The sequence below is a fragment of the Rhodococcus sp. p52 genome, from assembly GCF_000763325.2.
GTDB classification, from domain to species: Bacteria; Actinomycetota; Actinomycetes; order Mycobacteriales; family Mycobacteriaceae; genus Rhodococcus; species Rhodococcus pyridinivorans.
Map to the genome: position 1 here is coordinate 4,748,032 of NZ_CP016819.1, position 17,397 is coordinate 4,765,428.

General features: G+C 68.7%; 21 protein-coding genes. 15 read left to right on the top strand and 6 right to left on the bottom strand.

Going from position 1 to position 17,397, the window contains the following annotated elements:
* The first annotated feature begins 138 nt into the window (after window positions 1-138).
* Window positions 139-672: a GtrA family protein gene (locus IM25_RS22050; RefSeq protein ID WP_024101520.1), complete on the top strand. Its 534-nt coding sequence runs from the start codon at window positions 139-141 to the stop codon at window positions 670-672.
* 12 nt (window positions 673-684) lie between these two features.
* Here IM25_RS22050 and IM25_RS22055 read toward each other — a convergent pair whose 3' ends face one another.
* The 4 genes from IM25_RS22055 to IM25_RS22070 all read right to left on the bottom strand — a co-directional run bounded on the left by IM25_RS22055 (window position 685) and on the right by IM25_RS22070 (window position 4,274).
* The gene (locus tag IM25_RS22055; protein WP_006550186.1) at window positions 685-1,992 is read right to left on the bottom strand and encodes a sensor histidine kinase; all 1,308 of its coding nucleotides are present in this window, start codon (window positions 1,990-1,992) and stop codon (window positions 685-687) included.
* A 10-nt stretch (window positions 1,993-2,002) separates the two neighbouring features.
* Window positions 2,003-2,686, bottom strand: a complete 684-nt coding sequence (locus tag IM25_RS22060) for a response regulator transcription factor (RefSeq protein ID WP_024101522.1) — start codon at window positions 2,684-2,686, stop codon at window positions 2,003-2,005.
* Between the two features lie 117 nt (window positions 2,687-2,803).
* Window positions 2,804-3,373 carry a PH domain-containing protein gene (locus tag IM25_RS22065; RefSeq protein WP_033097086.1) on the bottom strand — a complete coding sequence of 190 codons (570 nt, stop codon included), beginning with the start codon at window positions 3,371-3,373 and terminating at the stop codon, window positions 2,804-2,806.
* A 55-nt stretch (window positions 3,374-3,428) separates the two neighbouring features.
* Window positions 3,429-4,274, bottom strand: coding sequence for a biotin--[acetyl-CoA-carboxylase] ligase (locus tag IM25_RS22070; RefSeq protein ID WP_033097197.1), 846 nt, complete (start codon window positions 4,272-4,274; stop codon window positions 3,429-3,431).
* 116 nt (window positions 4,275-4,390) lie between these two features.
* Here IM25_RS22070 and IM25_RS22075 point away from each other — a divergent pair, with 116 nt between their 5' ends.
* The 3 genes from IM25_RS22075 (at window position 4,391) to IM25_RS22085 (ending at window position 7,178) form a co-directional block, all read left to right on the top strand.
* Complete coding sequence (locus tag IM25_RS22075) at window positions 4,391-6,031, top strand: acyl-CoA carboxylase subunit beta (protein ID WP_019288520.1); 1,641 nt, start codon at window positions 4,391-4,393, stop codon at window positions 6,029-6,031.
* Window positions 6,032-6,187: 156 nt separating this feature from the next.
* Window positions 6,188-6,514, top strand: coding sequence for an acyl-CoA carboxylase subunit epsilon (locus IM25_RS22080; RefSeq protein ID WP_006550181.1), 327 nt, complete (start codon window positions 6,188-6,190; stop codon window positions 6,512-6,514).
* A gap of 1 nt (window position 6,515) precedes the next feature.
* A complete protein-coding gene (locus tag IM25_RS22085) occupies window positions 6,516-7,178 on the top strand; it encodes a Maf family protein (RefSeq protein ID WP_033097085.1) in 663 nt (220 codons plus the stop codon).
* 13 nt (window positions 7,179-7,191) lie between these two features.
* Here IM25_RS22085 and IM25_RS22090 read toward each other — a convergent pair whose 3' ends face one another.
* Window positions 7,192-7,608: a group III truncated hemoglobin gene (locus IM25_RS22090; RefSeq protein ID WP_019288521.1), complete on the bottom strand. Its 417-nt coding sequence runs from the start codon at window positions 7,606-7,608 to the stop codon at window positions 7,192-7,194.
* Window positions 7,609-7,670: 62 nt separating this feature from the next.
* On the opposite strand from IM25_RS22090, the gene IM25_RS22095 reads away from it, so the two are divergent.
* The 11 genes from IM25_RS22095 to IM25_RS22145 all read left to right on the top strand — a co-directional run bounded on the left by IM25_RS22095 (window position 7,671) and on the right by IM25_RS22145 (window position 16,536).
* Entirely contained in the window at window positions 7,671-8,564 is an 894-nt protein-coding gene (locus IM25_RS22095) for a sulfurtransferase (RefSeq protein ID WP_065996416.1), read from the top strand.
* Complete coding sequence (locus IM25_RS22100) at window positions 8,561-8,974, top strand: SufE family protein (protein WP_006550177.1); 414 nt, start codon at window positions 8,561-8,563, stop codon at window positions 8,972-8,974. The genes IM25_RS22095 and IM25_RS22100 overlap by 4 nt, the downstream gene beginning before the upstream one ends.
* 7 nt (window positions 8,975-8,981) lie before the next feature.
* Window positions 8,982-10,442 carry a condensation domain-containing protein gene (locus IM25_RS22105; protein WP_019288523.1) on the top strand — a complete coding sequence of 487 codons (1,461 nt, stop codon included), beginning with the start codon at window positions 8,982-8,984 and terminating at the stop codon, window positions 10,440-10,442.
* 120 nt (window positions 10,443-10,562) lie between these two features.
* Entirely contained in the window at window positions 10,563-12,353 is a 1,791-nt protein-coding gene (locus tag IM25_RS22110) for an acetyl/propionyl/methylcrotonyl-CoA carboxylase subunit alpha (protein WP_065996418.1), read from the top strand.
* 128 nt (window positions 12,354-12,481) lie between these two features.
* Entirely contained in the window at window positions 12,482-12,859 is a 378-nt protein-coding gene (locus IM25_RS22115) for a DUF1707 SHOCT-like domain-containing protein (RefSeq protein ID WP_033097083.1), read from the top strand.
* A 119-nt stretch (window positions 12,860-12,978) separates the two neighbouring features.
* The gene (locus tag IM25_RS22120) at window positions 12,979-13,413 is read left to right on the top strand and encodes a DUF1707 SHOCT-like domain-containing protein (protein WP_033097196.1); all 435 of its coding nucleotides are present in this window, start codon (window positions 12,979-12,981) and stop codon (window positions 13,411-13,413) included.
* Between the two features lie 3 nt (window positions 13,414-13,416).
* Window positions 13,417-13,779: a VanZ family protein gene (locus IM25_RS22125; protein WP_033097082.1), complete on the top strand. Its 363-nt coding sequence runs from the start codon at window positions 13,417-13,419 to the stop codon at window positions 13,777-13,779.
* 97 nt (window positions 13,780-13,876) lie between these two features.
* Entirely contained in the window at window positions 13,877-14,194 is a 318-nt protein-coding gene (locus tag IM25_RS22130; protein ID WP_052040029.1) for an SAV_915 family protein, read from the top strand.
* Entirely contained in the window at window positions 14,191-14,472 is a 282-nt protein-coding gene (locus IM25_RS22135) for a hypothetical protein (RefSeq protein ID WP_006550170.1), read from the top strand. The genes IM25_RS22130 and IM25_RS22135 overlap by 4 nt, the downstream gene beginning before the upstream one ends.
* 2 nt (window positions 14,473-14,474) lie before the next feature.
* The gene (locus IM25_RS22140) at window positions 14,475-15,611 is read left to right on the top strand and encodes a hypothetical protein (RefSeq protein WP_231911949.1); all 1,137 of its coding nucleotides are present in this window, start codon (window positions 14,475-14,477) and stop codon (window positions 15,609-15,611) included.
* Window positions 15,598-16,536: a hypothetical protein gene (locus IM25_RS22145; RefSeq protein WP_033097080.1), complete on the top strand. Its 939-nt coding sequence runs from the start codon at window positions 15,598-15,600 to the stop codon at window positions 16,534-16,536. The genes IM25_RS22140 and IM25_RS22145 overlap by 14 nt, the downstream gene beginning before the upstream one ends.
* Before the next feature lie 3 nt (window positions 16,537-16,539).
* On the opposite strand, the gene IM25_RS22150 is transcribed toward IM25_RS22145, so the two are convergent.
* Window positions 16,540-17,370 (bottom strand): tyrosine-protein phosphatase, encoded by an 831-nt coding sequence (locus tag IM25_RS22150; protein WP_052040028.1) that lies wholly within the window; start codon window positions 17,368-17,370, stop codon window positions 16,540-16,542.
* Window positions 17,371-17,397: the final 27 nt, after the last annotated feature.

Consider the following 17,397-nt stretch of genomic DNA (forward strand, 5'->3'; position numbering starts at 1 on the left):
AGCATGTCGTGACGTCGTTCCGCTGCTCCCCCGCCGAGCGTCGAGGGACCTCCCACCGGCCCGCCCAGCGGTGTGGGAACGCCGACATGTGCGGTCGGGTTTCGGAAATTCACCTCTTCGTTTCGTACACTTCTCCAAGTGACAATCGTCGATGAAGCGTTGAGCAGAGTTCCCCAGCCTTTCCGGGGGCTGTTGCTCCGGCATCGCGAATTGATCAAATTCGCTATCGTCGGCGGCACCACCTTCGTGATCGACTCGGCGATCTTCTACACGCTCAAGCTCACAGTTCTGTCCGAGAAGCCGGTGACCGCCAAGATCATCGCCGGTGTCGTCGCGGTGATCTGCTCGTACATCCTCAACCGCGAATGGTCTTTCCGTAATCGCGGCGGTCGCGAGCGCGCCCACGAGGCGTTCCTGTTCTTCTTCGTCAGCGGTATCGGCGTCGTGCTCTCGTTCATCCCGCTATGGATCTCGAGTTACGTCTTCGACCTGCGCGTACCCGAGGTGAGCCTCGCGACGGAGAACATCGCCGACTTCGTCAGCGCGTACATCATCGGCAACCTGCTGCAGATGATCTTCCGCTTCTACTGCTTCAAGAAGTTCGTCTTTCCGGAGGAGATGGTCCCGGACGCTCCCCTGGGCGAGCCCAGCGAGCAGCTCGACCGCTCCTGACGGGAAGACGGTCTAGCGGGGTTCGCGCGTGCCGGTCGGCGTACAGGTGTCCCGATCGCGGGGCGCGCCGAGGAACAGCGCAAACAGTGCCGGCCGGCGTCGCTGCAGTTCGAGGCGACCGCCGTCGGCCTCCGCGAGGGCACGTGCGAGCGCCAGTCCCACCCCGGTCGACCCGCCCCCGGAGAAGCCGCGGTCGAAGACGTACGGCGCGACCTCGTCGCTGACACCCTCTCCCTCGTCGGCCACCTCGACACACACCGTGACGTCGCCGCGGGTCGCGACCTGCCGCACCGAGACCGTGCACGTGCCTCCTCCGTGCACGAGCGCGTTGTCGACCAGCACCGCCACCGCCTCACGCAACCGCGAACCGGTCACCGCCGCCCGCAACGACGGATCGCCGCGCAACACCAGCTCCCGTCCCGCCTCCTCGTAGGGACCGCGCCAGTCGGCGACGACACCGGTGAGTTCGCCGACCACCGAGACGTCGGTGCGCTGGTCGGCACTGCTGTCGCGGGACTGGCGCACGAGACCGTCGATCGCGGTGGTCAGCCGGTCCACCTGTGCCATGGCCGCCTCGGCCTCCTCCACCACGGCAGGATCCTCGTGGGTGGACAACTCGTCGAGCCGCAGCCGGATCGCGGTCATCCGGGAGCGGAGCTGATGCGAGACGTCGCCGACGAGCGCGTGCTCGCGCTGCAGGCGGTGCGAAATCTCGACGGCGGCCGAATCCAGCACGTCGGAGACGCGATCGAGTTCGGGGATACCGTGCCGCCGGGCCACCGGGCGGAAGTCGCCCTCGGCGAGACGGGCCGCCCGGTTCGCCACGTCGCGCAGCGGGTCGGCGAGTCTTCGGGCGGTCGCCACCGCGACCAGCGCCCCGGCCGCCACGGACAGCAGCACCAGCAGGCTCACCGCGGCGAGCACCTGCTGCTGCAGAGTTCGCATGCTCTCCGAGGGCACCTCGATGAGCAGCGAGCCGGACGTCCCCATCGACAACGACTCGACGATCGACGCCCCGAGCACCGGCGTGCCGATGTCCAGCCGCGCCGCGACGTTCTCGGGTGTCGGGTAGACCACGACAGCCCGCCCGTCGGTGGGGACGAGCAGACGCAGGGAACTCGTGTCGAGACCACCGACGACGAATCCGTCGGTGCCCTCCTGGGCGATGATCTCGTCGGCCATGCGTTCGAGCCGGTTCTGCAGGTCGCGGCGGGCGGTGTCCTCGACGAACAGGAACGCCGTGTAGGCCAGCGGAATGCCGAGCAACAGCGCGACGAGCAGCACGGTCGCCAGGACGGCGTTGAGGATGCGGCTGCGCACGCCGGAGACGCTAGTCGGTGTTCAGCCGGAAACCGACACCGCGCACCGTGGCGATGCGACGTTCCCCGGCCGGCCCCTCGTCGCCGATCTTGCGGCGCAACCACGACATGTGCATGTCGAGCGTCTTCGAACCGCGCAGGTCGGCGTCGCCCCACACCTCCTCGAGGATCGCGTCGCGGGAGACGACCTGCCCCGCGTGCTCGAGCAGCACACGCAGGAGCTCGTACTCCTTGTTGGCGAGCGTCACCTCGGAGCCGTCCACGAGGACACGGCGCGCGGCACGTTCGAGCCGGATCCCGGCGACGTCCACGATGTCGTCGTTCTCCGGGCCGCCGCGCCGGCGCAACAGCGCGCGCACACGCGCCATGAGCTCAGCGAGACGGAACGGTTTGCCGACGTAGTCGTCGGCGCCGGCATCGAGACCGACGACGAAGTCGACCTCGTCGGTGCGGGCGGTGAGCATGAGCACGGCCAGATCGGAGCGGCTCGCCCGGATCTGGCGACACACTTCGAGTCCGTCCATCCCAGGTAGACCGAGGTCGAGGATGAGCAGTTCGAACCTGCCCGACAGTGCCTGTTCGAGCGCGGCCGGACCGTTGTCCTCGACGGTCACGTCGTACCCTTCGCGTCCCAGCGCGCGGGACAGCGGTGCAGCGATTGCGTCGTCGTCTTCGGCGAGTAGAACGGCAGTCACCACGCCAGCGTACGGATCGCGGTTCGCTTCGTCGGGATTACCGGCGGGTCGTGTCGGCGCACCTGCGACTCGCGTCGGCGCACCTACGACTCGCGTCGGCGCACCTACGACTCGCGGTCACCACCCCTTGCGGTGCTCATGCCCGTGCTCGTCGCGCCGGTAGCGGGTGGTGTGACGGTCACCGGGGCGCTGGTTCTGCGCGTCGAAGGCCTGCCGGTAGAGCAGGGCGTGCACCTGCTGGACGTCAGGGATGTCGTCGAACTCGATGGGATCGTCGGCGGCGGACACCACGACGAGCGTGCCGGTCCGGAGCATCCGGTCGGCGAGGCCGTGCCGGAACTGGACGTTGCTGATCCGGCCCATCGGGATGTCGATACCCGTGTGGGTGAGCACACCGGTGCGGACGAGGACGCGCCGGTCGGTGACGATGAAGTGCGTGGTGAGCCACCCGACGAAGGGAGGGACGCACCGCCAGCCGACGAGGCCGATCCACGCCGCGGCCACGGCGAGGCCACACCAGGTCGCGGCGGCACCGTCGAGCCGCGCCTGGACGAGTCCCACCAGGAAACCGGCGACCATCGTCGACACGAGGAAGGTGGCCGTCGGCAGTACGAGAGACTTCCAGTGCGGATGCCGGTGCAGCAGCAACTCTTCCTCGGGTGCGAGGGCGTCCTCCGGGTATCCCATACCGCCCACGATGGCATATGTCGGTCTTGTACCGATGCGAGCAGTCGCAGGGTGCTCAGACCGGTCGCAGATGTGTGATGTCGCCCGCAGCGACCGCCACGGACTCTTCCCCGCCGTCGGGGCGGATCACGATCCGTCCCTGATCGTCGACGTCGGTCGCGACGCCGTGCAGTTCGGTGTCGCCGGGCAGGATCGCACGGACGCGCTGCCCGACCGTGCCGCATCGTTCGCGGTAGGCCGCGGCGAGTTCGGTGGTGTCCCATCCCGCCCGGGCCCACGCCCGGATCCGCTCGCCTAAGCCGGCGAGCAGCGCCTGCGCGAGCGGCGTGCGATCGAGTTCGGTGGCGTCCTCGAGCAGCAGCGAGGTGGCGGTGGGGACGGGCAGTTCGTCGCGTCCGAGGGTGGCGTTGATGCCGATGCCAGCGACGACCGTGGGCACCGGCGAGGTGGCCGCGACCTCCACGAGGATCCCGGCGAGCTTGCGTCCGTCGACGAGGACGTCGTTGGGCCACTTCAGTTGTGCCGCAACGCCGGTCACGGATCGCACAGCGTCGACGGCGGCGATGCCGCACAACAGCGGGAGCCAACCGAGGTTCTGCAGGGGGCACTCGGGCAGCCGCAGCAGGACCGACACGATGACCTGCGCGCCGGGCACACCGTTCCAGGTGCGGGAGTGGCGACCGCGGCCGCCGTGCTGGAACTCGGCGAGCAGCACGCGACGGTCGTCGCCGGTCGCGGCGACGGCGAGCAGATCCGCGTTCGTCGAGGCCGTGTCGGCGACGACGTCGAGACGTGTGTAGAAACCTTCGCGCTCGACGCCGACGAGGGCATCGCGCAACGCCGCCTCGTCGAGCGGTGTGCGGAGGGCGAGGAGATCGGTCGTGGGCCGGTCGGATGCCATGTACACAGCCTAAAGTGGGCCTTCGCCACCTACCCGCCGGTAGGTCCGGAGCGGTGGTCCGGCCTTCGGGACCTCGATGCAGCGGCCTTGTATGACGATCGCTAAGCTGACTGGCCATGACCACTGTCCAGGAGCCGTCCGCGCCCGAGGCGGCGAGTACGCCCGATATCCACACCACCGCCGGCAAGCTGGCCGACCTGCGCAACCGTCAAGCACAGGCCAAGGTCCCGGTCGGTGAGGCCGCAGTCGAGAAGGTTCACGCCAAGGGCAAGCTGACCGCTCGCGAGCGCATCCAGGCGCTCCTCGACGAAGGATCGTTCGTCGAACTCGACGCCCTCGCTCGCCACCGCAGCACCAACTTCGGCCTGGCCGACAACCGTCCGCTCGGCGACGGCGTCGTCACCGGCTACGGCACGATCGACGGCCGCGACGTCTGCGTCTTCTCGCAGGACGCCACCGTCTTCGGCGGCAGCCTCGGCGAGGTCTACGGCGAGAAGATCGTCAAGGTCATGGACCTGGCCCTCAAGACCGGCCGTCCGCTGATCGGCATCAACGAAGGCGCCGGCGCGCGCATCCAGGAAGGTGTCGTTTCCCTCGGTCTCTACGGTGAGATCTTCCACCGAAACGTGCAGGCCTCCGGTGTCATCCCGCAGATCTCGCTGATCATGGGCCCCGCGGCCGGTGGTCACGTCTACTCCCCCGCTCTCACCGACTTCGTCGTGATGGTCGACCAGACCAGCCAGATGTTCGTCACCGGCCCGGACGTCATCAAGACCGTCACCGGCGAGGACGTCACGATGGAGGACCTCGGCGGCGCCCACACCCACATGGTCAAGTCGGGTGTCGCGCACTACGTCGCCGACGGCGAGCAGGACGCCCTGGACTACGTCAAGGACCTGCTGTCCTACCTGCCGAGCAACAACCAGGCCGCTGCACCGCGCCTCGCGCCGAGCGACCCGATCGAGGGTGCGATCGAGGACTCCCTCACCGCCGAGGACATCGAGCTCGACACGCTCATCCCGGATTCACCGAACCAGCCGTACGACATGCACGAGGTCATTCGTCGCCTGCTCGACGACGACGAGTTCCTCGAGGTCCAGGCCGAGCGCGCGAAGAACATCATCGTCGGCTTCGGGCGCGTCGACGGCCGCAGCGTCGGCATCGTCGCCAACCAGCCCACGCAGTTCGCCGGCTGCCTCGACATCGACGCGTCCGAGAAGGCCGCGCGCTTCGTCCGCACCTGCGACGCGTTCAACGTGCCGATCATCACGCTCGTCGACGTTCCCGGCTTCCTGCCCGGCACCGAGCAGGAGTACAACGGCATCATCCGCCGCGGCGCCAAGCTGCTCTACGCCTACGGCGAGGCGACCGTCGGCAAGATCACGGTCATCACCCGCAAGGCCTACGGCGGCGCGTACGACGTCATGGGTTCCAAGCACATGGGTGCCGACGTCAACCTCGCATGGCCCACCGCGCAGATCGCCGTCATGGGTGCCTCCGGCGCCGTCGGCTTCGTCTACCGCAAGCGCCTGCTCGAGGCCGCCAAGAACGGTCAGGACGTCGACGCGCTGCGCCTCGAGCTGCAGAACGAGTACGAGGACACCCTGGTGAACCCGTACGTCGCCGCCGAGCGCGGTTACGTCGATGCGGTGATCCCGCCGTCGCACACGCGCGGACAGATCGTCTCCGCGCTGCGCCTGCTCGAGCGGAAGATGGTTTCGCTCCCGCCGAAGAAGCATGGAAACATTCCGCTGTGACGCTCGGCGGCAGGACCGGGCGCAGCTCGGTCCTGCCGCGACCGTACGGCGTAGCACGTCGCCGACGACGTGCGATGAACCCGAGAGAGGGATCGACATGACAGCGACCCGGTGGGCATCCGATGCCTGTGTGGACGCGTACCGGGGGGGGGCCCTGTGACAGCGACGGCAGAGGACAAGATCATCACCGAGTTCGAAGTCGAAGAGCAGCCGCCCGCGGTCGAGGCCACGGCCGCCGACGACGCGACCGAAGCCGCCCAGGAGAGCACCGCGGTCGCCGAAACCGCGGCTGCCATCCGCATCGTCAAGGGCAACCCCGCCGACGAGGAGATCGCGGCTCTCGTCGCCGTGCTCGCCGCTGCCGCTGCGTCGGCGGGCGACGAGGTGGTCGACACCCGGCCGCCCGAGACCTGGGGCGATCCGACGCGGACGCACCGGCAGTGGGCGCCGTTCTCGCCGTATTCGTACCCGAACCGCGGCTGACATGCCCCGGCTCGTTCTGGCCTCGGCTTCACCCGCCCGCCTCGCGGTTCTCCACGCGGCGGGCGTGAAGCCGTTGGTGCAGGTGTCGGAGGTCGACGAGGACGCGCTCATCGCGTCCCTCGGCCCCGGCACGCCGCCGGCGCAGGTGGTCACCGAGCTTGCCCGCGCCAAGGCCACCGACATCCTGCCCGTCCTGCGCGAGCAGAAGCTGCGCGACGCCGTCGTCATCGGCTGCGACTCGATGCTGCTGATCGACGGCGCTCTGCAGGGCAAGCCCGGCACCGTCGAGGCGGCCCGCGAGCGCTGGCAGGCGATGGCCGGCCGCAGCGGCGAGCTGCTCACCGGTCATGCCGTGCTCCGTCTCCGCGACGACGAGGTCGTCGCGGAGGCCGCCGACCACAGCGGCACCGTGGTGCACTTCGGCATCCCCACGGACGAGGAACTCGAGGCCTATCTCGACAGCGGTGAGCCGCTCGAGGTGGCCGGGGCCTTCACGCTCGACGGTCACGGGGGCTGGTTCGTCGAGGGCATCGAAGGCGATCCGTCGTCGGTGATCGGCATCGGGCTCCCGCTGGTGCGGCGCCTCCTCGCCGAGGTCGGCATCTCCGTCGCCCGGTTGTGGGCCGAGAACGCCGCGATCCCCGTCGAGGCGCTCGAGAACTGAGCCGTACCCGGCACTATCGGGCCGTGCCGCCGTACAAGGTCTTCTGCAACGAGCCCACCATCGCCTCGGCCTTGGTCTTCGCACGTTCGGCATCCACGCCGTGGAACATCTCGTCCACGGTCCCGCACCACAACTGCAACCACCGCTCGAACCGGGCGGGGGTCAGTCCGTGGTGTCCGTGCAGCGCCCGGTGCACCGGCACGAACGCTCCGCGATAGCGGGTGGTGCGGAAGAGGATCTGCTCCCAGAAGTCGCCGACCACCACCAGATGGTCGTCGAGTCCGATCACGGCGAGGACGTCGAAGGCCGGCGCGAGCACGGGATCGTCGAGGGCCCGTTCGTAGAACCGCCGGACCAGCAGGTCGATGTGCTCCCGCGATGCGAGCTCGACCGGGGCCGGCCGGTCGCCGTGGGTGTCACTGCGGGTCACGTCCCGTCACGGTACCGCCTAGAATCGACGGCGCACCTGCCACCACAGCCTCAGGAGCCCATGTGCCCGTCGCACCCGATAGCAACCCTTCGTTCGCGGTATACGCCGATCCCAACCGTCTCGTGTCGACGGAGTGGTTGTCCGCTCATCTCGGTCATCCCGAAGTGAAGGTCGTAGAGTCCGACGAGGACGTCCTGCTCTACGACGTGGGGCACATCCCCGGTGCGGTGAAGATCGACTGGCATCTCGATCTCAACGACCCCGTCACCCGCGACTACATCGACGGCGAGCAGTTCGCCGCGCTCATGGATCGCAAGGGCATCCGCCGCACCGACACCGTGATCATCTACGGCGACAAGTCCAACTGGTGGGCCGCCTACGCACTGTGGGTCTTCACCCTCTTCGGCCACGAGGACGTCCGCCTGCTCGACGGTGGACGCGACGCGTGGATCTCCGAGAACCGCGACACCACCCTCGACATCCCCGCCGCCACGACGAGCGGTTACCCGGTCGTCGAGCGCAACGACGCCCGGATCCGCGCATTCAAGGACGATGTCCTCGCGCACCTGGGCAAGGGCCCGCTGGTCGACGTGCGGTCGCCGCAGGAGTACACCGGCGAGCGCACCCACATGCCCGACTACCCGGAGGAAGGCGCCCTGCGCGGTGGCCACATCCCCACCGCGGTGTCGATCCCGTGGGCGAAGGCAGCGGCGCCCGACGGCCGGTTCCGTGCGCGGCCCGAACTCGAGGAGATCTACGGCGACATCGACCAGGACGCCGACGTGATCGCCTACTGCCGGATCGGCGAGCGCTGGAGCCACACCTGGTTCGTCCTCACCTACCTGCTCGGATACTCGAACGTGCGCAACTACGACGGTTCGTGGACCGAGTGGGGCAACGCCGTCCGCGTGCCCATCGCCAAGGGCGACGAGCCCGGAGAAGCGCCGGCCGCATGAGCATTCCCGCCCCCCTCGCCGAGATCGTCGACGACTTCGCTGCCGTCGAAGGTCAGGACAAGCTGCAGTTGCTTCTCGAATTCAGCCGCGAGCTCCCGCCGCTTCCCGCCGAACTCGAGGAAGCGGCGATGGAGCCGGTGCCCGAGTGCCAGTCGCCGCTGTTCCTGTCCGTCGACGCATCCGACCGGTCGCAGGTGAAGCTCCACTTCAGCGCCCCCGCCGAAGCCCCGACCACCCGCGGATTCGCATCGATCCTGCAGCAGGGACTCGACGGTCTCAGCGCACAGGAGATCCTCGACGTGCCCGACGACTTCTATGCCTCGCTCGGTCTCGCCGAGGCGGTCAGCCCGCTGCGGCTGCGAGGGATGAGCGCGATGCTCACGCGCATCAAGCGGCATCTCCGAACCTGACGCGGTCATGGAGTTCACCGAGCTCGCCGACTACCGGATCCCCCCGGGCGTTCTCACCGAATGGCTGCCGTGTGCGGCCGAGGACGACTGGCGCGAGGACCCTCGTCCCGCCTCGTACATCCACGAGGCGCATCTCAGGCGCACCTCGGGGGTCCGGTACGGCGGGGGCCGCGACTCCTGGCTCGGCACGGCCTTCGAGGTCCCCGGGCCCCTCGACACCGAGCGGTTCCGGCGGGCCCTGCAGCGCTGGATCGATCGGCACGAACCGCTGCGCAGCCACGCGCACCTCGACGAGGAGCAGAGCGGCGGCGGTCTGGTGCGGCGCACCGCTCCCCCCGGCCGGGTGTCGGTGCGACCCATCCGGCACGATCCCGCCGATCCCGACACCATCCACGAGCACCTGCTCGGTCTGTTCGACGACTACACGACCCCGCACTTGTGGCCGTCCTACGTCTTCGCGACGCTCGAGCGGACACCGGACGGGGATCCCGACAGCGCAGAAAGCGCGAAGGACACCGACGAGCGGTTCACAGTCTTCTTCGGCGCCGACCACTCCATCATCGACGGGTACTCGGTGGTGCTCGTGGCGCACGAGATCTCGGCGCTCTACGAGGAGGAGCGCACCGGTCGCGCCGCCGACCTGTTCCCGGTGGGCAGCTACATCGACTTCGGCGCCGCCGAACGCGACGAGTCCGCGCATCTCGACGACGACGACGAGGCCGTGCAGATCTGGCGGCGGACCCTCACCGAATGCGGCGGCGAACCGCCCGCCTTCCCCCTCCCGATCGGGGCGCGACCCGCGCACGCCACACCCCAGCAACGACTGTCGGAACGCTGGTTCGACGACGACGAGGCGAGCGCCTTCTCCGCATGCTGCCGACGCGCCGGGACGGGATTCTTCGCCGGCGTGCTGGCGTGCTTCGGCCGGGCGACGGCCGAACTCACCGGTGCGGATCGGTTCCGGACCGTCGCGCCCGCGCACACCCGCGCCGGGCCGATCTGGGCGGGTTCGCTCGGATGGTTCGTCGGCCTGCGTCCGATCGATCTGAAACTCACGGACACAACGGATTTCGAGACCCTGGCGATGCGGGCCGGCGACGAACTGCACCGCACCCGCGCGAGCGCACGAGTGCCGTTCGCGCGGGTGGGCGAACTCCTCGGCGTGCCCATCCGTCCACGTTTCGTCGTCTCGTACATGGACGTGCGGTTCGTACCGATGGCCGCCCAGTGGCCCGAATGGAACGCTCAGGCGCTGCGCAGCCGCAGCTTCACCCACGACGTCTACGTCTGGATCAACCGCACGCCCGAGGGTGTGAACATGTCGGCGCGATTTCCAGACAATACGGTCGCGGACAAGAACGTCCCGAGCCTTCTGACGCGCACCCGCGAACTGATGCACGAGGTCGCGGTGGGTGGACCGTGGATCGCACGGCCGGAAACGGCGGCAGTCCCACCTACCGGTGAGTAGCATTGTGCGCTCGAACGGCCGCCGTAATGTATACGGGCATCCGGTTACATCGTCGATCCGAATGGCGCTTAGACTGCCCGTCGACGGAAATAACCTAACGATCGATCAACAGGAGGCTCCGTGCCCAGTCATGCCAGCGCGCAGATCACGAAGGTGCTCGTCGCGAATCGCGGCGAAATCGCTGTGCGGGTCATCCGAGCCGCCAAGGACGCAGGCTACGGCAGTGTCGCCGTCTACGCCGAACCGGACGCAGACGCACAGTTCGTGAAGCTCGCCGACGAGGCGTTCGCACTGGGCGGCAACACCTCGGCCGAGTCCTACCTGGTGTTCGACAAGATCCTCGACGCCGCGGCCAAGTCCGGCGCCGACGCCATCCACCCCGGCTACGGCTTCCTCTCCGAGAACGCCGACTTCGCCCAGGCCGTGATCGACGCCGGCCTCATCTGGATCGGCCCCTCGCCGCAGTCCATCCGCGACCTCGGCGACAAGGTCACCGCCCGCCACATCGCCGAGCGCGCCAAGGCCCCGATGGCGGCCGGCACCAAGGACCCGGTCAAGAACGCCGACGAGGTCGTCGAGTTCGCGAAGAAGTACGGCGTGCCGGTCGCGATCAAAGCCGCCTTCGGCGGTGGTGGACGCGGCATGAAGGTCGCGCAGACCATCGAGGAGATCCCCGAACTGTTCGAGTCGGCCACCCGTGAGGCCGTCGCCGCCTTCGGTCGCGGCGAGTGCTTCGTCGAGCAGTCCCTCGACAAGGCCCGCCACGTCGAAGCCCAGGTCATCGCCGACCAGCACGGCAACGTCATCGTCGCCGGCACCCGCGACTGCTCGCTGCAGCGCCGCTTCCAGAAGCTCGTCGAGGAGGCCCCCGCGCCGTTCCTGACCGACGAGCAGCGCAAGCGCATCCACGACTCCGCCAAGGCCATCTGCCGCGAGGCCGGTTACTACGGCGCCGGCACGGTCGAGTACCTCGTGCAGGGCGACACCGTCTCCTTCCTCGAGGTCAACCCCCGCCTGCAGGTCGAGCACCCGGTCACCGAGGAGACCGCCGGCATCGACCTCGTGCGTCAGCAGTTCCGCATCGCCAACGGCGAGAAGCTCGAGCTCACCGAGGATCCCACCCCGCGCGGCCACTCCTTCGAGTTCCGCATCAACGGTGAGGACGCCGGTCGCGGCTTCCTCCCCGCTCCCGGCCCGATCACCGTCTACAAGGAGCCCACGGGCCCCGGCGTGCGCGTCGATTCGGGTGTCGTCGCCGGCGACGTCATCGGCGGCCAGTTCGACTCGATGCTCGCCAAGCTGATCGTCACCGGTGAGACCCGCGAGCAGGCGCTGCAGCGTGCTGCCCGCGCGCTGGCCGAGTTCGAGGTCGAGGGCCTGGCCACGGTCATCCCGTTCCACCGCCACATCGTCGAGAACCCGGCGTTCGTGGGCGACGGCGAGAAGTTCGACGTCTACACCAAGTGGATCGAGAACGAGTGGGACAACACCATCGAGCCGTACACCGGTGGTGCCCCGATCGAGGACGAGGACGAGGCCCTGCCGCGGCAGAACGTCGTCGTCGAGGTCGGCGGACGCCGCGTCGAGGTGTCGCTGCCCGGGCAGTTCTCGCTCGGCGGTAACGGCGGCGGCGCCGGCGCGATCCGCAAGAAGCCCAAGCCCCGCAAGCGCGGTGGCGGCGGCGCCGGCAAGGCGTCGGGCGACGCGGTGACCGCACCCATGCAGGGCACCGTCGTCAAGGTCGCGGTTGCCGAGGGCCAGGAGGTCGCCGAGGGCGAGCTCATCGCCGTGCTCGAGGCCATGAAGATGGAGAACCCGGTCAACGCCCACAAGGCGGGCGTCGTCACCGGCCTCGCGGTCGAGCCGGGTGCCGCGGTCACCCAGGGCACCGTGCTCACCGAGATCAAATAGGACCCCGCCCGAGCAACGCTCGAGCAGTACGGCCGACGGTCCCCCGCATCGCTCACGATGCGGGGGACCTCGCCGTGTCGGGCCCCCGTGACCGGCTCATGCGCGCGAAAAACCACTAGCCTGGAGTCATGGCCGACCGCCCCGACATCCGCATCGGCACCGCCGAGCGTGAAGAAGCCGTAGCGCTGCTCGGCGAGCACTTCGCCGCGGGCCGTCTCAGCCTGGCGGAATTCGACGAGCGGGTCGCACTCGCCACGCAGGCCACGGTGCGTGGCGACCTGATCCCCTTGTTCGCCGACCTGCCCTCGGCGCCGGCCGCGATGGCCACCACCGGGCCACGCGATCTGGCGGAACAGCTGCTCACGTTGGTTCCGTTCATCCTGGTCGCGCTGCTCGTGATCGTCGTCCTCCGGCACCCGATCGCGCTGCTCATCGCCTTCGGTGTGCTGTTCGTCGCGGGTCGCCGGGCCTACCGGCTCCTCGGCGAGGGCCGCGGGCCGTCCTGACCTCGCGGTACCCGGCCGCGTCCTTCTGCTGTTGCAGAGATCCTGTAGCGGATATCACAGCTCTTCGAGAGGTGCCCGTGGCTGTTGCCGGTCCGACGGCACAGGTTAGTGTGGCCGGCATGCCCGAACACCCCGACGTCCGGATCGGCAACGCAGAACGCAGTGAGGCTCTCGACCTGCTCGGCGAGCACTTCGCGCTCGGCCGGCTGACGCTGTCGGAGTTCGACGAACGCAGCGCGATGGCGTCGGCGGCCGGGACGCGCGGTGATCTCGACGTGCTGTTCACCGACCTGCCCGCCCACCTCACCGATAGCTCGGCCACGACCCGGGACGATCTTCCGGTGATCATCCCGAAGAAGGCTCCCGAGCGGTGGCGCGAGGTCGTGATGGGCCTGACGCCGCTGGTCGCGCTCGTGCTGTTCTTCACCTTCGACACGTGGTTGTTCTTCCTGCTGATCCCCGCCGTGGGCATCGTCCTGTTCGCCGGTCGCGACCGGGACGGGCACAGCACCGACGACGCCGACACCCACCGTGGTGAGAAGAAGAACGCCTGAACCGTGCCGTCCACGCTCCTCCGGCATCGTGCACTGCCCCTGATCCTCGCGGTCGTCGTCATCACCGCGATGCTGCTCTCCCCCGGCAGCACGGTGCCGAGCGGCCCGCCGCACGCCGACAAGGTCACACACGCGCTGATGTTCCTTGCGCTCGCGCTCTGCTCCCGCTACGCACGGATCTCCCCCGTCGTCACGGTGGTGTGGCTGGGCCTTTACGGCGTGCTGACGGAGATCCTCCAGGCCACCGTCGCTGTCCGGCGTTCCGGCTCGTTCTGGGACTGGTGCGCCGATCTCGCCGGCGTTGCGATCGGCCTCGCCGTCGCGGCCCTCGTCGGCTCACGTTCTCGCGGACGGTCGAAACCGTAAGCATCAACCCGTGATTCGTCACAAAACCTGCCGCTGGTAGCCTCCTTCGCGCCGACAGTCCGACGGGGGATCGGACAGGCTGCTCACGGGGGAACGAATGTCGCAGGAACAGGTCGCGGACGCACTACCGACGGTGCTCCCGCCGTATCTCTATCTACCTTGCGCGGACGCGGTCCCGGATCCGGCCGATGCCACCGTCGACTATCGGTATCTCAGCGACGGCCGCATCGCGCTGCTCGCCTACACGGCGCTCGACCGTCTCCACTCCTGCTGCGGCGCCGGGCAACCGTGGCTGGTGCTGCCCACGCACGTGCTCCCGCGACTGCGGGAGGCACAGCCGTGGGATTCGCTGCTGCTCGACGTCCCGATACCCGAAGCGGAACGTCGGCACCCGGCCTCCGGAGACGCGAGATGAGCCTGTACGTCGATCCCGACGAACTCGATCGGGCCGCAGGCATCTACACGGGTGCGGCCACCGACACCGCGGATCTCGTCGACACCTGCCCCACGAGTGTGGACGCGGGTCTCGCGACCGGTCCGCTCACCGGCATGCTTGCGCAGATCGTCACCGACCTCGCCGGCATGGTCGAGGTGCTCGGCGGAACGGGTGGCCTGCTGACGACCACAGCGCAGACGTACCGGGAAGCCGACGACGAGGCCGCCGCCGCGCTCGTCCGGACCTGGTCGGAGTGACCGTGCCGATCGACACCTTCATCGCCGGCAACCCCACCGATATCCGACGGGTCGAGGACTGGATCCGCACGACGCTGGGCACCACGATCGGGAACGTCGCCGACGCCGCAGCCCGGGCGCGCCGCATCGCCGACGACGCTTGGGAGGGCGACGCTTCCGAGACCTATCTCGGCAGGTCGAGCGAACACGTCCACGCCATCGACGATTTCCACGCGCGGACATCGAAGACCGCCGATGTCTTCGCGGACCTGTCGGACGAACTGTCGCGCGCCCTGTCCGACATGGCCGACATCCGCGCTCGTGCCTTGGCCGCGGGATTGCCGGTCGTATGCAACACGATCGGTAATCCTCCCCCGGGTGACGACGAAGCCGCTTTCCGGAGGACCTCGGCATATCAAGAAGCGAGTGACGCCGCCGAGGCGGTGCACGCTCGCTGGTCCGTCGCAGTCGCAACCGCCACGAACACCTGGACCGGACACCCGTGGTCCGCGTCCTTCCTCGTGAGCACCGCGCTCGACTACGTCGACAAGAACCTGCAAGGCAGGATCGCGGACCTCCTCACCATGCAGCAGCACCTCCAGACCGAGGCGATCCGTGAGATGGAGCGATTTCTCTCGCTTTCGCCGGACACACCCTACGACGAGTTACGACGTCTGTTCGGTTCTGCGCGGGAACCACTCGACGATCTGGTGGCGACCACCGGACGCCTCGACGACATGGCATCGATGTCCCGGACCGCCGGCCGGGCCGCGGGGACCATAGGTCTTGTCGCCGGTGTCGGGCTCGACTATTTCGCGGGTGGTGAGTCCCTCGAACAGGCCGTGGTATCCAACGGCCTCGGTCTCGGAGCATCGATAGCCGCCGGTTCCGCGGCAGGTGCGATGGTCGGGTCGATCGTTCCGGGCGCCGGCACGGCGTTCGGAGCGGTGGTCGGCGCAGCAGCAGGGACGGTCACCGGAATCTTCACCTCCGGCGCGGTCGACAATCTCTACGAGTCGAGCACGAAATCGATCGGTGGATCCTTCAGCGCTGGCCTGGCCGAAGTCGGAAGTGCTGCAAGCGCAACCAAAGAACTCGCCGGTGCCTCCATCGGAGGATTGGCCAGGCTGGGACGAGGAGCATTCGATGCCATCTTCTGACGACCACGGTCTCCGCACCTACGGCGACTCGCGTGCCCCTTTCGTCGTTCTCGGGACCGGAATCGTCGGTCTCGTCTTCCTGCTGCTCGTCCCGGCAGTGTTGATCGAGCAGGCAGCACAGGGGGCTCCCCTCGAACTGCCCAGGGGCTGGCCGGTGATCCTGGCGCTGAGCGCCACGATCCTCATGTATCCGGTGCTCGGCTTCCTCATGTACAGCCCTCGCACGAAGGCGGACCACATCACGGCGGACACCGGATCCACGGCACCGGCGCTGGTTCTGCGGCAGTCGTCCTGGGTGTTCCGGATCGCTTTCGTCCAGATCGGAGCGTTCACGCTCATGCTCCTCGGGCTCATCTGGCTGACGGGCGAGCCCGACGAACAGCGGCTGGACATCAACGTCGTCCTGGCCGTCCTCGCCTGCGCGTGGCAGGTCGGCTACTGCTTCCTCATCGTCCGACACAAACTACGCCCCGGTTACATCACACTCTCCGCCGAGGGAATCCGCTTCAGCGATCACGCCACGGACACCTGGATCCCCTGGGAGGCAACGGCGTCCGGAGTACTGGCCGATCCCCTCTATGTCGTCGTGCCGGCCCTACCGGCGCGTGGCGCCACCACGAGTTCGCGGGTTCCACTGCCGTGGCGGATCATCGACGACCGCAAGGACGGCGACCTACGTCCCTCATCCCGACGCCACCCCGGTCATACTGCCCGCATCGACCGGCGCCGGTTCGAGATCGCTCCCGAACTCCTCGACGCCGTGCTCGACCACTATCTCCGCGACCCCGACGCTCGCGCCGAACTCGCCGATCCCGACGCTGTCGCACGCCGAGTCGACGAGCTGCGCTCCTACGCACCCGGACCGCGGTGGCGACGCTACGGTCCGGTCCCCGTGCCAACCCTGAGCACGCCGGCGCCGAGGTGACGGTCAGGCGGTCACGTCCGGATCGACGAGCCGGGTCCGCAGTGCCTGCAGGGTGTCGTCGTCGAGACCGAGTCCGGCGGCGAAGTACTGCTCGATGGTTCCGTAGCGCGACAGCGCCTCCTCGATCGCCACCTCGAGGTACTCGCGACGCACACCGAGCAGGGGTGTGATCAGTTCCGGATCGCCGCCGAGCGATGCGAACCGGGCGAAGAAGTCGTCGAAATGCGGGAGCAGTTCGTCGTTCGTGCGCAGGTAGTCGGCGAAGACGGCTTCCTGGTCGGCGCCGACGAACAGGAGCAGCGAGGCCGCCGCCCAGCCGGTGCGGTCCTTGCCGGCACTGCAGTGCACGAGCCCTGGAACGTCTCCGTGGGCGACGGTGCTCGCCAGGGTCCGGTACGACGCCACGGCACTCGGCAGCGTGACGAACTCGCGGTAGCTCTGCCGCAGGTACTCGACAGCACGACCGTCCCCGAGTGTCTGCGCCACCAGCTCCGGGTTGGATACGAGTTCCGGCAGCGCGGCCGCGATCGATCCGCTCTGCCGGTCGGCGAGGACGTCGAGCCCGAGGTGCCGGGCACCGTCGGGGACACGATCGGGACGGCGCTGCTGTTCCTCGAGCGTGCGCAGGTCGAAAACCGTCGCGATGCTCAGGGCCTCGAGGGTCTCGACGTCGGTGTCGGTCAGGCGGCTGAGGTCCGTGGAGCGGAAGACCACCCCGGTGCGGACCACGCCGCCGAACGAACTCCGGCAACCGCCGATGTCCCTCAGGTTGACCAGCGACGGAATCGCGAAGGACTCGCCGCCGGTCACGGTCTCGTCCAGTGCATCGGCCATATCCGACAAGCTACCGCCGTGCGGCCC